Raw genomic sequence first — 14303 nt, 5'->3', positions numbered from 1 at the left:
GATATGCCAGCATCTTCTCGCACCATTACCCGCGCCGACCTTCTGTCTGACGCAGAGTTCGCGAAAGTTCGCAAAGAACGCCGAGCTGAGCTTCTGCCAATCAAGAAATTGCGCCGGATTGACCTTGGACCTGTCTGCACCGTCTATTTTGAGACGTTTGAGACCATGCTGTTCCAGATCCAGGAAATGCTGTTGATCGAGAAGGGCGGGGAGGAGCAAATTCAGGATGAATTGGCCGCCTATAATCCACTGATCCCGCAAGGCTCGGAATTGGTTGCCACCATCATGTTTGAGATTGATGAACCAACGCGCCGGGCCAATATTCTTGCCCGACTGGGCGGAATTGAGGATCACTTCTTCCTTCAGATTGGCGCTGATAAGATCCGTGCAATCCCTGAGGGCGATGTGGAACGCACCCGATCAGACGGCAAGGCCTCCTCGGTCCATTTCATGCATTTCCCGCTCGAGCCTGCCCATATTGCTGTGTTTCGTGACCCGGCGACCCAGATCATGGTGGGCAGCGATCATGAAAGCTATGCCCATCTAACCATTTTAAGCCCAGCAACCCGGGCGGAACTTGCGCGGGACTTTGCCTGAGAAGGTATGTGTTCTGCGTGCGCGGGGCGGGCGGCCTAACAGCCTTCCTCAACCCACAGCTTGATCAAATGATGCGCAATGGCAATCGGCGGGGGAGCCCGCAATATTGCCCCATCGCGTGTGCAGCCTTGTTCTGAAAGGAGAGCGCGCGCTTCGTCACGGGAAAACCACATCGCTTGGGAAATCTCGTGCGGGTCGATGGTAAGGTCATAGGATTCGACTTCCGCAATCAGGCCGATCATCAATTGAGATGGAAATGGCCAGGGTTGATTGGCGACGATGCGCGCTTTGGTCATGCGCACGCCTGCCTCCTCATTGAGTTCGCGGGCGCAGCCTTCTTCAATGGTTTCACCCGGCTCGATAAAGCCTGCAAGTGCGGAGATATAGCCTGAACGAAAGCCTATTCCCCGACCAAGCAAGCAGTGATCGCCTTTCACTGCCAGCATAATGGCAACGGGGTCTGTCCTGGGAAAATGCTCCGTTTTGCAGTCAGGACAGACACGTTTCCAACCTGATTCTGCGGCTTGGGTCTCATGGCCGCAATTGGCGCAAAACCCGTGGCGAGCGTGCCAATCCAATAGGCTTTTGGCTGTCCCCGCAACTGCCAGATCGGTGAGGTTAAGAATGCTGGCCGCAGCGCGCAAGTCCTCAGTCTCACCTAAACCTTGGATTGGGCTGTCCTGCCAATCAAATCGGGCGGGCAGACTGGTGGCAAAAGTAGCCCGACCCTGGCTATCCAGCCCCATCAAAATGGGTGGTGGGCTCGACCGTGGCAGAAATCCGCCTCGGCTCGCGCAAGCTAAGCGAAGCAAACTGCGGCTGCCATCGGCTGATGGGGCCGTCGACAAGACTGGCTTGCCCTCCTGTATCAGGATCAGATCGCTGTCGGGGTGATTGGCCAAGGCTTCGATGGCGGCGATGTCTCGCCGCAAGGCGCTGGCCCGATCCAACGGATAACCGGTGAACGGCATAGGGGCAGAATGGACGCTCATACATGCACCTGACCTAGGCCGGCCCCGATGGTCAAGTCTGAAATCAGCCGTCGCGCAGATGGCAAGCATGCACAGGAATGCGGTTGAGTACACTTGAAAAGCGCAGGCCAACTTGCGATATGGGGGGTGGAGATCGGCGGTGGACATGGTCCTCGCCAATTCGGTCAGGTCCGGAAGGAAGCAGCCGCAACGAGTTTTGCCGTGGGTCGCCGTTCGGTCTCCACCCCTGCCTTCTGGCCATTGTCGGGCTTTTGGCAGGCGCGCGGTATGATGTGAAACCCGTCAATTGGGTTCAAACCCCTCAATTTGGAACCACGGCATGGCTGGCACAGATTTTGGTGGTGAACATCCCGATGATATCCACGATCTGGTTGATGAGCCGCGCGATGACCTGACGCTATCCATGTTTGGGGAAAGCTCGGAGCCGCCGAGCCCAACTGCGCCCACTGGCCAACCCTATCTGGTGTTGGCGCGTAAATATCGTCCGCAGCGATTTGAAGACCTGATCGGTCAAGAAGCCATGGTGCGAACGTTGACCAATGCGTTTGCCACCAATCGGATCGCGCACGCCTTTATGCTGACCGGGGTGCGCGGGGTTGGAAAGACCACAACAGCCCGCCTGATTGCACGTGCATTGAATTATCAGACCCCAAGCGTGAATCGGCCCTCGATCCAGCTTGATCCATTGGGAAGCCAGTGTGAGGCGATCACTCGCGGCAATCATCCAGATGTGCTTGAGCTAGATGCGGCCTCGCGCACAGGTGTGGGGGACATGCGCGAACTGCTCGACGGGGTACGTTATGGCCCGATTGCCGCCCGCTACAAGGTCTATATCATCGACGAAGTTCACATGCTGTCAAAGAGCGCGTTCAACGCCTTGCTTAAGACACTGGAAGAGCCACCGCCGCATGTGAAGTTCATTTTTGCCACAACTGAAATTCGCTCTGTTCCGGTTACCATCCTATCGCGCTGTCAGCGCTTTGATTTACGCCGGATTGAGCCCGGTGTTTTGGCCGATTATCTGGGAAAGATTGCCCGGAAAGAAGGCAGCAATATTGAGGCCGATGGCCTTGAATTGATTGCGCGGGCCGCCGAAGGTTCAGCCCGCGATGGACTTTCCCTGCTCGATCAAGCCATTGTGCAGGATCAGGGCCAAGGTGTGACCGCGACACAAATCCGCGACATGTTGGGATTGGCCGACCGCAGCCGGACTTTGGACCTCTTAGGCGCAGTGCTTAAAGGCGATGGCAAGACAGCATTGCAAGCCTTTCGCGAACAATATGATTTAGGGGCAGATCCAAGTTTGGTTTTGCGCGATTTGATGGACTTGATCCACGAAGTATCGCGTGCGGATGTCTTGGGAGCAGAGTGGCGGCCTGCTGGGGCGAGCGATCATATTGGCCAAATGCGCGCTTTTGCCGAAGCGACAAGCCCCGCAGCCCTTACCCGCTTATGGCAGATCATCCTGCGCGGCTTTGAGGAAGCCGGGCGTGCACCTGACCCGGTGCAGGCGGCTGAAATGTGCCTTTTGCGCGCCTGTGCGGCCCAGCAATTACCACCGCCGGAGGACTTAGCGCGGCTTTTGGTGGGCCAACCAATGGCGCAAAGCACCGGGAATAGCGCTGCGTCAATCTCAACGTCTGGCCCGACCGCGATAGAGGTTTCTGCGCCTGTATCGGCAGCGCCGCCGGCAGTTATCCGTGCGTCGGCACCCGCCGCGGCAGCAAATCCGGCAGCAAATCCGGCGGCTGTCGACCCATCTGCGTCACGTTCGCCTGTGGTTCCTGGCTTTGATGATCTTCTCGATGCGTTGGAAGACGCCCGCGAAATTGCTTTGGTGGCTGAGCTTGAGCGTTTCGTCAGACCTGTTTCTCTCACACCCGGTCGGTTGGTGATTGAGCTTTTGGCCAACGCGCCATCCGATTTACAGCGCCGCACAGTGGAGGCGCTCTGCGCGGTGACGCAGGAAGATTGGGAAGTTGATGTCGGCCAAGGCGGACAGGAAAGCGTGGCTGAACGCCGCAAACGTTTGGATGCCGAACGGCTTGAAGCAGCCAAGCAGACACCTGAAGTTCTGGCAGCCCTTAAAGCGTTCCCCGGTGCACGGATCCTCGAAGTGCGTGAGGCACCCGTGCCAGAGCCTGCTGCCAGCTTGGATGCACCCCCCGAAGATGGCGAAGAGGACGTTGAGCGCGACAATGTGCTCTCGGTCGATTTTGCCCGTCGGCGTGTGGGTGACTAGGCTCCATTATCGGGCCTGAACTGGGTACTAGATGCCGTCCTGCGATTATGCCATCACCAGCGGCAAGGAGAGAGATGATGATGAAAGATCTTGGCGGCCTGATGAAGACCATGCAGCAAATGCAGGCCAAAGTCGCAGATGCCCAAAAGAAGATGGAAAAGATTGAAGCTGAAGGCAGTGCTGGGGCTGGCATGGTGAAAATCACCACCAATGGCGAAGGAAAACTTTTAGCCATATCGATCGATCCCAGCCTGTGCGTACCGGACGATGTTGAAATTTTGGAAGATTTGATCAAGGCAGCTTTTGAGGATTCCCGCAAAAAGGTGGAAGCCAGCCGCGGCGATATGGAAAAGGATTTGATGGGCGGCTTACCACTGCCTCCTGGCTTCAAGATGCCATTTTGATCATGGCGGAGATGTCTGCCCGTCCACGCCGCGCCCAAGCCAGCCCGGAGATTGAGCGTCTGGTGACCCTCTTGGCGAAATTGCCGGGTTTTGGGCCACGCTCGGCACGGCGGGCGGCTTTACACCTGCTGAAAAAACGTGATGGGCTGATGCAGCCTTTGAGCCAAGCATTGGCCGATGCTGCCCAATCAGTTCGTACCTGCCAGCGCTGTGGCAACCTTGATACGTCTGACCCATGTTCGGTCTGTACCGATCCCGCCCGAGATGCCAGCACCTTGTGCGTGGTGGTCGATGTTGCCGATTTGTGGGCGCTTGAACGCTCGGGCGCCTATCAAGGGCATTATCATGTGCTGGGAGGCGTCTTGTCGGCCCTTGATGGTGTGCGTCCAGAGGATTTGCGGATTGCCAGCCTGCTCGCACGGGTTCAGGCTGGCGGGGTTTCCGAAGTGGTGCTGGCCTTGGCTGCGACTGTGGAAGGACAGACCACCGCTCATTATTTGGGCGACCTCTTGGCTGATCAGGGCGTCAGCGTCACCAAACTGGCCCATGGGGTTCCTGTTGGCGGGGAGTTGGATCATCTTGATGATGGCACGCTGCTGGCGGCCCTAAAGGCGCGCCGCAGCGTATGAAGGCTCGTATGCCTTAGCTCTTGACCACGTCAAAAGTGATGCCAGCACGGGCAATCAGGCGGGCGCGCAGGGCAGGGCCCATTACGGCACCTGGCGTCCAAATGCCACCACCAGCATCCTTGGCCTCGTTCAAGAGACACAAGGCCGATTCCGCAATCATTTTCGAGGTTGAGCCATAACCGGGATCACGATTCCCGGTGACGACGACTTCGACATCATCGCCATTGTCGCCCTTTGCAATAAACAGGACGTCGTAATAGCCGGTTTCGCGCTCTTCTTTAGAAGGACCTTCACCGGGCTTAGGCCCACCTTCTGCGCCAAGGCTTTTGTCGCCCGCAATCGCATGGGCCATGGCTTCACCCTTCTCGCCAGGGCCGGTCACCATCATTTCTTCATAGGTGAGCTCAGCGCCATATTTGTGGCCCAAAAGTGCATTGGTGCGATGAACATTGCGGGTATTGATCGGGGCCATCACAAAAGGGGCTACCCATGTGCCCATTTCCTCGTCCAAATAGGGCTTCATCCCATGGGGTTGCGTGGGGCCTTCAAAGCCTGGCGTGAGGGCAAAGGGGTTGCGCAACAGATCAAGCACGCCAGGCTCTTTCATGGCGGCCGCCATGGTAGCTTTCAGGCTTGCTGCTGTGCCGCCTGAGAACGTGCCCTTCATTTTGCGAACCCGACCTTTGACACGTGTGGCTGGCTTGCCTGTTTTGGCGATCATCGCCTCCTGTGCCATTTGCACGCCCAGATCAAACGGAATGGAATCAAAGCCACAGGAAAACACGATGCGTGCGCCGGATGCTTTAGCGGCGCTCTCATGGGCGTCGATCATCTTGCGCATCCAAGCAGGTTCTCCGCACAGATCCACATAGTCGGTGCCATGGGCTGCGCATGCTGCGACCAATTCATTGCCATACAGCTGATAGGGCCCCACGGTGGTCAGCACCACTTTGGTTGAACGCACCATCGCCTCAAGTGAGGCTTTGTCGTCGCTGTCGCAGACAACCAGCGGGGTATCCTTGGGTGCCCCGATTTCATCTCGGACGGCGGCCAACTTATCATGATTGCGCCCGCCCATCGCCCAGCGTACGCCCGCTGGGTAGGTTTCGGCAAGATATTCAGCCACCAAACGGCCGGTAAAACCTGAGGCTCCAAAAACAATGATGTCAAATTCCCGGCTCATTGCGTCTCTCCCACTGCCACGTGCATTCATTCAGCGTGAGGCTGTGTGGCGCGGATGACGGCAAAGGGCAAGAGCGCCGTAAGCTTTGTCCTCAGACGTCGAGCTCTTCGGCATAGCGGGCATTTTCCTGCAGCCACTTAAACCGCAGTTCTGGCTTGCGGCCCATCAGGGTTTCAACCAGCTCGCCGACACTTGGCAAATCGTCTTCCGGGATCACCAAGCGCGCCAATGTGCGGGTTGCAGGGTTCATAGTGGTGACTTTCAGCTGTGCCGGCATCATCTCGCCCAGACCCTTAAAACGGCCAATTTCGACTTTGGCGCGCGGGTTAAACGCTGTCTTCAACAACTCGTCCTTGTGCGCTTCGTCCTTGGCGTACAGCGTCTTGCCCCCATGAGTCAGGCGATAGAGTGGCGGCAAAGCGACATAGAGTCTGCCTGCATGGACAAGTTGGGGCATGGCACGGAAAAAATAAGTCGCCAACAAGGCTGCGATATGGGCCCCGTCCACATCAGCATCGGTCATGATGATGACCCGCTCGTAACGCAAATCCTCCAGCCGGAACTTTGAACCGGGTGCGACACCCAGAGCCAAAGCGAGGTCGGACAATTCCTGATTGCCAGCCAGTTTGTCGCCTCCAGCACTGGCAACATTGAGAATTTTGCCGCGAAGGGGCAGGACAGCCTGTGTGTTGCGGTCGCGCGCCTGTTTCGCACTGCCACCTGCAGAATCCCCTTCGACAATGAAAATCTCGGTGCCGACGGCGTCTTGTCGTGAACAATCGGCCAATTTGCCGGGCAGGCGTAGCTTGCGGGTTGCACTTTGGCGCTGGACTTCCTTTTCCTTGCGCCGCTTGAGGCGGTCATCAGCTTGGGCAATCGCCCAGTCAAGTAAGGCGCGCGCCTCTTTCGGGCTCGCACCAAGCCAGTGATCAAACGGGTCGCGAATGGCATTTTCGACAATCCGCGTGGCTTCAGCAGTTGCCAGTCGATCCTTGGTCTGTCCCACAAACTCAGGCTCGCGGACGAAGACGCTAATCAAAGCAGCGGCGGTCCCAAACACGTCTTCAGCGGTGATTTGGGCAGCCTTTTTGTCGCCAATCAATTCTCCGTAACTGCGAAGACCTTTGGCAATAACCGAGCGCAACCCCTGTTCATGAGTGCCGCCCTCGGGTGTTGGGATGGTGTTGCAATATGAGTGAAGGAAGCCATCACGATCGCCAAAGCCGCGTACGCCCCAGGTCATGGCCCATTCAACTGCTCCATGGCCACCTGATTGGGCGGTACGACCTGCAAACATGGTGCTGGTGACGGTCGGTGCCTCGCCAATGGTTGTTTGGAGATAATCGGCCAAGCCATTGGGGAAGCACAAGGTCTCTTCGACTGGAGTCAGGTCGCCCGGGCGAATCCGCTCAGGCGCGCATTTCCAGCGAATCTCGACCCCCCGGAACAAATAGGCCTTCGAGCGCGCCATGCGGAACAGGCGGGCCGGATCAAGGCTGGCACCGTCACCAAAAATCTCGGCATCGGGATGAAAGCGGACCATTGTACCCCGGCGATTATGAACAGCACCGAGATTTTCGATGGGGCCTTGTGGGATGCCACGGGAAAAAACCATCCGATAGAGTCGCTTGTCGCGGGCGACTTCAACTTCCATCCGGTCGGATAATGCGTTGACAACCGAGACACCTACACCATGTAGACCGCCGGAGGTTTGATAGGCTTTGTCAGAGAATTTCCCGCCTGCGTGCAGGACCGTCATCACCACTTCCAGTGCAGATTTATCGACATATTTGGGGTGAGGGTCGATCGGAATGCCTCGGCCATTATCGGTCACCGCTAAAGCGCCGTCAGCATCAAGTGTGACTTCAATACGTGTCGCATGGCCCGCAACTGCCTCATCCATGGCATTGTCGAGCACTTCGGCAAAGAGATGGTGCATGGCGCGTGCATCAGTTCCGCCGATATACATGCCCGGCCGCTTGCGAACCGGCTCTAATCCTTCGAGGACTTCAATGTCTTTTGCAGAATAACCAGAAGAGGCAGCCGAAATGCCACCGGGCTCAAGATCATCAAAAAGGCTTGTTTTAGGGGCGGCGCTGGCAGCCATACGGCAGAAATCCTTGCTCACGTCGAAATAGAAACCATCACGATATGGGCTCTTGTTCGGGTTTTGGGTCAAGCGTTTGTGGATGGAAGGGCGATATTCTTCGCATCAGAGACCTTGCTTTCCCGTAAACCTTGTGTTTACTTACCCGTAGGTAACAAGGGGCCGGGTGCGGTGGCTCTCCACGAGCACTGAGCCCCCACAGCGTCGAGCGGTTTGCGCTGTGCTGATTTGACTGAAGGGATCGAGTGTCGTGACACAACACCTATTAGAGACTGTCAGTGCAATGGGCAAGGAGCCATTGGGCACATTGGCTGAAGGCATTGTGAAGTGGTTTGATCCCGTCAAGGGATTTGGCTTTGTCCAAGTCCGCGATCAATCTGACAATTCCTCCGCCGAGCTTCATCAGGGCGGGGCAGGGGCAGGCGAGGTTGATGCCCTCTTACATGTCAGCGTGTTGCGTAAGTTTTCCTCGGCGATTCCGAAAGAAGGCGATGAAATAACTGTGCTCACCGCACAGGGTGAGAGGGGGCTGCAAGTGGTCAGCATCCTTGGTTTGCGCCCGGTAACGCGGCCACCGCCAGAAGATGTGGATAGTTTTCAAGCTGTGACCGTGAAATGGTTTAATCGGTCCAAAGGCTATGGCTTTGTTGGCCTCACAGCAGAGGGCCCTGAGGCTGAAGATATCTTCCTTCATGTCGCAACATTGCGTCGTGGCGGAATTGACATGGTAGATGGCGGGGAATCCTTGCGCGCTCGGGTGGAACGCAGCGCAAAGGGCGCAGTGGCAACGGCGGTCGTGCGGGGTTAGGTCCCGAAGGTTTCATTCGTGGACGGATCAAGGCTTGTCGGCAGCAGGTCAAGCCCGCTACCTTGGCGGCAATAGCCCTGTCATGTTAGGACGAGCCATGATGACCTTCTTGCGTGTTTTTCTTCTCGCCTTGGTGGCCTGTGTTGGCCTGCCGACCCTTGCACCCGCCCAAGCTGTCGCGATCGAAGGGCCACAACGTGGCCTGCGTGTGGAAAATCTGTCGATCGCCACACCCAAGGGTGTTCGCACGTTTAGGGTTGAGATGGCTGACACAGATCGATCCCGCGAAATCGGCATGATGTGGCGCACCACTGTGCCCCGCGGGACGGGCATGTTGTTTGACTTCAAGACCCCCGAACCCGCCACCTTCTGGATGGAAAACACGCTTGTTTCACTCGACCTGATTTTCATTCGCGCGGATGGCACCATCGCCAATATTGCAGCGAATGCTCAGCCTTTGTCGCGGGCGATTATTCCCTCAAACGGTCCTGTTCTGGCGGTGTTGGAAATTGGCGGGGGCGAAGCGCGCCGTCTCGGGATTGCGCCGGGGCAGAAAGTGACGCATCGGATTTTTTCCCGCAATTCAGGTTCAGGCGCACCGGCCCGGCGGTGAGACTTCAGTAAAATCTGTTCAGGGCGCTTGCCGTGATCGGGCTGGTCGCGCTATAGCCGCGCCTCTCGGGGAGTAGCGCAGTTTGGTAGCGCATCTGGTTTGGGTCCAGAGGGTCGCAGGTTCGAATCCTGTCTCCCCGACCATCCTTGCCACCGGCAGCTGTCGGTGGGCAGGGGCGGTCACCGCTCTTGCAGGCTGGTGCAGCCGCGATTGAGGCTTTCGTGCACGTCCAGCTTTGCATTTGGGTCGAACAAGCCCATGGTGACTTCGAGACTTTAGAGGCCCACATGACCTTTGCCAGAATCTATCGCCCCGCCAAAACCGCCATGCAGTCAGGTCGCGCCAAGAGCAAAAACTGGGTGCTGGAGTTTGAGCCTGCCGCCGTGCGCACACCCGATCCGCTGATGGGCTGGACGTCGACCACCGATACCCAAGGTCAAGTGCGCTTGATGTTTGATGGACGCGATGAGGCCATTGCCTATGCGCAAAAGCATCAATTGGCGTTTCAAGTGATCGACCGGCAGGAGCCAAAGCGCATTCCTCGTGCCTATGGCGACAATTTTGCCTATAATCGGCGCGAACCTTGGTCACACTGACTTTTTTACCGGATCAGGCCCAATAGCTCAGCTGGATAGAGCATCCGCCTTCTAAGCGGACGGTCGCAGGTTCGAGTCCTGCTTGGGTCGCCAGTTTCACATGCGTTGCCTGCTTTGCCAAAGCGCTCGGTCCCATTATGTAGGCCCTATGACCACACTCACTGCTCCCAACGACCTCGATATCCGCTCTGCCCGTCCTGATCAGCTGGTGGCTGGGGCCACAGGTGATTGGGAGATCATCGTCGGCATGGAAGTGCATGCTCAGGTCAGTGCGCAGTCTAAGCTGTTCTCAGGTGCCAGTGCGGCTTATGGCGGGGCACCGAATGCCCATGTCAGCCTGATTGATGCGGGCATGCCGGGCATGTTGCCCGTGCTTAATCGGTTTTGTGTTGAACAGGCGGTGCGAACGGGTCTCGGCCTGGGTGCCAAAATCAATTTGTGGAGCCGATTTGATCGGAAAAACTATTTCTATCCCGATCTACCCCAAGGCTATCAGATCAGTCAGTTTGCCCATCCCATCGTGGGGGAGGGTGTGCTCAATGTCGATTGCGACAGCGGAGAGACCATCCCCGTAAGGATCGAGCGAATCCATCTTGAGCAGGATGCTGGCAAGTCGATCCATGATTTGGATCCGCACGCCACTTATGTTGACCTCAACCGCTCGGGCTGTGCCTTGATGGAGATTGTCTCCAAACCTGATATTCGCTCGAGTGAAGAGGCTGCCAATTATTTCAAGACCCTGCGGGCTTTGGTGCGCTATCTCGGCACGTGTGATGGCAATATGGATGAAGGCTCGATGCGCGCTGACGTCAATGTGTCGGTCCGTAAACCTGGTACGCCCTTTGGCACGCGCTGTGAGATTAAGAACGTCAACTCCACACGCTATGTGGCGCTGGCTGTTGATTATGAGGCTCGTCGCCAAATTGAAATCCTCGAAGATGGCGGCACCATTACCCAAGAGACCCGCCTGTTTGATGTGAAGACCGGCAAGACCCGCTCAATGCGCTCGAAAGAAGACGCGCATGATTATCGCTATTTCCCAGACCCCGACCTCTTGCCACTTCAATTGGATCAGGCCTGGGTCGATGCGATCAAGGCAAGCCTGCCCGAACTGCCCGACGCCAAAAAGCAACGATTCCGTGCTGAGTATGGCCTGTCAGCATATGATGCGGCGGTGCTGGTTGCTGATAAAGACTCGGCCGATTTCTTCGAGGCTGCAGCCAAGGGCCGCGATGCCAAATTGGTCAATAGCTGGATGACGGTGGAATTGTTCGGCTGGTTGAACAAGCATGACAAGAGCTTGGCCGACAGCCCAGTTACGGCAGAGCGTCTGGGTGAACTGGTGGATCTCATCAGCAATGGCACCATCAATGGCAAGATCGCCAAAGAGGTTTTCCCCCGCATGATCGAGACCGGGGATGCGCCTTTGGTCATTGTTGAGCGTGAAGGCCTGAAGCAAGAGACCGATACTGGTTTGATTGAACAGACTGTTGATGCCCTGATTGCGGCCAATCCTGATAAGGTGGAAGAGGCGCGCCTCAAACCTAAGGCGCTGGGCTGGTGGGTCGGCCAATTGATGAAGGCGACGGGCGGCAAAGCAAGCCCCGCAGTCATCAATGAGGTGATCAAGGCAAAGTTGGGGCTTTAAGGATTGATCCTGGGGTGCCAGCCTGAATGCTAACGCTTTGGCTTTGGCGCAGGCGGGATAACCTCGCTTTTGATCCGCACGGGCCAGAATTCGGGTAACAGCCCGCTGCAGGCCGTCATCTCTACCAAATCGGTCAGAATGAAATTTGTACCGTCCCAGCTATAGGTTTGTGCGCTGCCACAATCGCCAATGCCACGACCTTTCGCAAAGGCGCTGATTTGCCCGGCTTCGGGATTGAGGCTGACATTGACAAGGCTGTTGGCATCTTCCTCGTCGACAGATTGGCCAGGTCGCGCAAACCCATAGGGCTCCAGCCGGGTTGGACTGGTCTGCAGGTAAAAGGCTGACCACATATTATAGGCTCCCGCCCCGCAGGGGACAGCCCAGAGCGTGCGCCCATTGCCTAAGTTAAAGCCTTCAATGCCTGTCCCGCCCGGATCAAGGCGCTCACTGTCGTTGCAGTCGTTTGTGCGCCGGTCTGCCACAAGTTTGGGGATGCGGGTGCGCGCCCCAATTTTGGTGAAGGCGACAGCTTGCACTCTGGGTGTCACCGGCGCTGCCGGGACGCGATCACGTGTTAGCTTACCAGCATCAATCCAAGCTGCCTGCGTCCCGGTGCGTCCTTGTACAGCCTCAATCGCCCGCATGGCGGCCACAAAGCCGGCTAAATTGGCAAAAGATTGCGCGCGTTGGCCATTGGCATGAACATAGACAACCGCCTGACCCGCTTTGGCAACGGCCATAAAACGATCCACATCGGTGTCGCGGAGCTGGCTTGCCCCGCTGTCATGAGCAATTAGGGTGAAGACGCCTCTGGCCAGCACCCGTCCATCACGGCCGACGATGCGTAAACTGGCACTGGCCGGCGCGGCCGTGCTGGCATTGATATCGCCGGAGAAAAGGATTTTCGGTCTGGCTGTAGGACCGGCTGCAAGCTCAATCCACAACCAGCCCATGTCTGTATCACTGGCAATGCCGCGCGGGCGGGCTGTGACACCCATTTCATTCAGGCCTGATATCGACACTGCCACACATGTCTTCACATTGCTGCAGGTCACGCTCCACTCGCGATAGTCTTTGGGTTCGGTTTGGGCAAAAGCGGCCTGACTTTGAAACAAGGGTGAGATCAAGGCCATGCCTAAGGCAAAGAAAGAAAATAGGCGCATGGCTGACAGGCTAGAGTGCTGCCCGTGTGCGTCAACTGTGGAATGGTAAAAAGTTCGATGCTTCAAGCCCATGTCACAATGGGGGCGATACTGTGGTGACGTTGCCGAAACGGGCCTCAAATTGCTTTTTAAGTGCGGCGTCAACGTTATCCATCGTCACGGGGTGTCCGAGATCTACCAAAGACGTGACGCCCAGACCCTCCTCGGCAATGCCGCAGGGGATGATCCCATCAAAATGGCGGAGGTCAGGCTCGACATTCACGCTGATTCCGTGAAAACTCACCCAACGTTTAACCCGCAAGCCAACTGCGGCAATTTTGTCCTCGCGGCGGGCAAGCCCCGGATATGTGCGATCTACCCAAACACCCACACGGCCGCATCGAATCTCGCCCTTAATGGCAAAATCACCCAATGTATCGATCACCCATTGTTCCACGCTTTGAACAAAGGCGCGAATGTCGCGGCGGTGGTGGCGCAAATCCAGCATCAAATAGACAACGCGCTGACCGGGCCCGTGATAGGTATATTGGCCACCTCGGCCACTTTTGTGCACCGGTAGCGAGGCATGAGGTAAGAGATCGGCCGGTTTGGCGCTGGTGCCGGCGGTATAGAGCGCAGGGTGTTCAAGTAGCCAGACCATTTGATTCGCTGAACCATCGGCGATCTGGGCTGCACGGGCCTCCATGAAGGCCACGGCAGGCTCATATTCCACCGGTTTTGGCGAGATCGCCCATTCAATCACAGCTTTGGCTCCACTAATTACAGTCTATTGACGCGCGTTAACCAAGTTCCAACACTCTGCAGGTCTATCTAGGCCTGTGACAGACGATAGTGAACACCCCTCGCAGATTGAAAAGGTCATGGTCGAAATTTCGGTCCTGGTCGGTCGATCTTCCTTGCCGATGCATCAGCTCTTGCGGATGGGTCGTGGCGCAGTCATTCCTTTGACCGCCTCACCCAATGATCCTGTTTGGGTGCTGGTCAATAATCACCCGGTCGCTCGTGGCGACATCCAGCTGGATGACGACAAGATTTCAGTCGAAATCACTGACGAAGCCGACGTTTTCGACTATCTGGCGGGCCCCTAAGGTCGCGCCACTGCTGGCAACTGGCAAGAAGCTGGGGGAAGGGCTTCACATTGGCGGCGTGTTCTACTACAAGCGCCGCTCTTTCCGGGACGTGCTCATGGCGGAACTGGTAGACGCGCTAGCTTGAGGTGCTAGTGGGGAGACCCGTGGAGGTTCGAGTCCTCTTGGGCACACCACCGGAAAGAAGGTCATCTTATCGTGGCCCGTGAGGGCCACGTATTTCAAGGCGT

14 protein-coding genes, 3 tRNA genes and 1 other RNA gene are annotated in these 14303 nt (G+C 57.0%); 13 read left to right on the top strand and 5 right to left on the bottom strand.

Features of this window, described 5'->3' with window-relative positions:
* The first annotated feature begins 3 nt into the window (after positions 1–3).
* Positions 4–597, top strand: a complete 594-nt coding sequence (locus tag PbB2_RS04360; RefSeq protein ID WP_108984074.1) for a DUF3501 family protein — start codon at positions 4–6, stop codon at positions 595–597.
* Between the two features lie 35 nt (positions 598–632).
* Here PbB2_RS04360 and nudC read toward each other — a convergent pair whose 3' ends face one another.
* A complete protein-coding gene (nudC, locus tag PbB2_RS04355; protein ID WP_192576159.1) occupies positions 633–1589 on the bottom strand; it encodes an NAD(+) diphosphatase in 957 nt (318 codons plus the stop codon).
* A gap of 127 nt (positions 1590–1716) precedes the next feature.
* Here nudC and ffs point away from each other — a divergent pair.
* The 4 genes from ffs to recR all read left to right on the top strand — a co-directional run bounded on the left by ffs (position 1717) and on the right by recR (position 4864).
* Positions 1717–1815, top strand: an RNA gene (ffs, locus tag PbB2_RS04350) — signal recognition particle sRNA small type.
* A 93-nt stretch (positions 1816–1908) separates the two neighbouring features.
* On the top strand, positions 1909–3831 hold the full coding sequence (locus PbB2_RS04345; RefSeq protein ID WP_108984072.1) for a DNA polymerase III subunit gamma/tau: 1923 nt from the start codon (positions 1909–1911) through the stop codon (positions 3829–3831).
* 77 nt (positions 3832–3908) lie between these two features.
* Positions 3909–4235 carry a YbaB/EbfC family nucleoid-associated protein gene (locus PbB2_RS04340; RefSeq protein ID WP_305790440.1) on the top strand — a complete coding sequence of 109 codons (327 nt, stop codon included), beginning with the start codon at positions 3909–3911 and terminating at the stop codon, positions 4233–4235.
* 2 nt (positions 4236–4237) lie between these two features.
* The gene (gene recR / locus PbB2_RS04335) at positions 4238–4864 is read left to right on the top strand and encodes a recombination mediator RecR (protein WP_305790439.1); all 627 of its coding nucleotides are present in this window, start codon (positions 4238–4240) and stop codon (positions 4862–4864) included.
* 13 nt (positions 4865–4877) lie between these two features.
* Here recR and PbB2_RS04330 read toward each other — a convergent pair whose 3' ends face one another.
* Positions 4878–6047 (bottom strand): saccharopine dehydrogenase family protein, encoded by a 1170-nt coding sequence (locus tag PbB2_RS04330; RefSeq protein WP_108984071.1) that lies wholly within the window; start codon positions 6045–6047, stop codon positions 4878–4880.
* A 91-nt stretch (positions 6048–6138) separates the two neighbouring features.
* Positions 6139–8154, bottom strand: a complete 2016-nt coding sequence (parE, locus tag PbB2_RS04325) for a DNA topoisomerase IV subunit B (RefSeq protein WP_108984070.1) — start codon at positions 8152–8154, stop codon at positions 6139–6141.
* Positions 8155–8404: 250 nt separating this feature from the next.
* Between parE and PbB2_RS04320 the strand changes: the two genes are divergently transcribed.
* The 6 genes from PbB2_RS04320 to gatB all read left to right on the top strand — a co-directional run bounded on the left by PbB2_RS04320 (position 8405) and on the right by gatB (position 11819).
* Positions 8405–8962 carry a cold-shock protein gene (locus PbB2_RS04320; protein ID WP_133245714.1) on the top strand — a complete coding sequence of 186 codons (558 nt, stop codon included), beginning with the start codon at positions 8405–8407 and terminating at the stop codon, positions 8960–8962.
* A gap of 100 nt (positions 8963–9062) precedes the next feature.
* Complete coding sequence (locus PbB2_RS04315; RefSeq protein WP_238164847.1) at positions 9063–9575, top strand: DUF192 domain-containing protein; 513 nt, start codon at positions 9063–9065, stop codon at positions 9573–9575.
* A 66-nt stretch (positions 9576–9641) separates the two neighbouring features.
* Positions 9642–9718, top strand: a tRNA-Pro gene (locus tag PbB2_RS04310).
* 144 nt (positions 9719–9862) lie between these two features.
* Entirely contained in the window at positions 9863–10171 is a 309-nt protein-coding gene (locus PbB2_RS04305) for an ETC complex I subunit (RefSeq protein WP_108984293.1), read from the top strand.
* A 16-nt stretch (positions 10172–10187) separates the two neighbouring features.
* Positions 10188–10264, top strand: a tRNA-Arg gene (locus tag PbB2_RS04300).
* A 55-nt stretch (positions 10265–10319) separates the two neighbouring features.
* Entirely contained in the window at positions 10320–11819 is a 1500-nt protein-coding gene (gatB, locus tag PbB2_RS04295; RefSeq protein ID WP_108984067.1) for an Asp-tRNA(Asn)/Glu-tRNA(Gln) amidotransferase subunit GatB, read from the top strand.
* A 29-nt stretch (positions 11820–11848) separates the two neighbouring features.
* Here gatB and PbB2_RS04290 read toward each other — a convergent pair whose 3' ends face one another.
* A complete protein-coding gene (locus tag PbB2_RS04290) occupies positions 11849–12985 on the bottom strand; it encodes a DUF1176 domain-containing protein (RefSeq protein ID WP_192576157.1) in 1137 nt (378 codons plus the stop codon).
* 73 nt (positions 12986–13058) lie between these two features.
* Entirely contained in the window at positions 13059–13727 is a 669-nt protein-coding gene (gene lipB, locus PbB2_RS04285; RefSeq protein ID WP_108984065.1) for a lipoyl(octanoyl) transferase LipB, read from the bottom strand.
* Between the two features lie 76 nt (positions 13728–13803).
* On the opposite strand from lipB, the gene PbB2_RS04280 reads away from it, so the two are divergent.
* Together PbB2_RS04280 and PbB2_RS04275 are read left to right on the top strand one after the other, a co-directional pair.
* Entirely contained in the window at positions 13804–14073 is a 270-nt protein-coding gene (locus PbB2_RS04280; protein ID WP_272949222.1) for a FliM/FliN family flagellar motor switch protein, read from the top strand.
* Between the two features lie 91 nt (positions 14074–14164).
* A tRNA-Leu gene (locus tag PbB2_RS04275) sits at positions 14165–14249 on the top strand.
* Positions 14250–14303: the final 54 nt, after the last annotated feature.

This window comes from Candidatus Phycosocius bacilliformis (genome assembly GCF_003112735.1).
GTDB lineage: Bacteria > Pseudomonadota > Alphaproteobacteria > Caulobacterales > Aquidulcibacteraceae > Aquidulcibacter > Aquidulcibacter bacilliformis.
The sequence above is the reverse complement of the archived record's forward strand: the minus strand, read 5'-3'. Positions and strand labels throughout refer to the sequence as shown.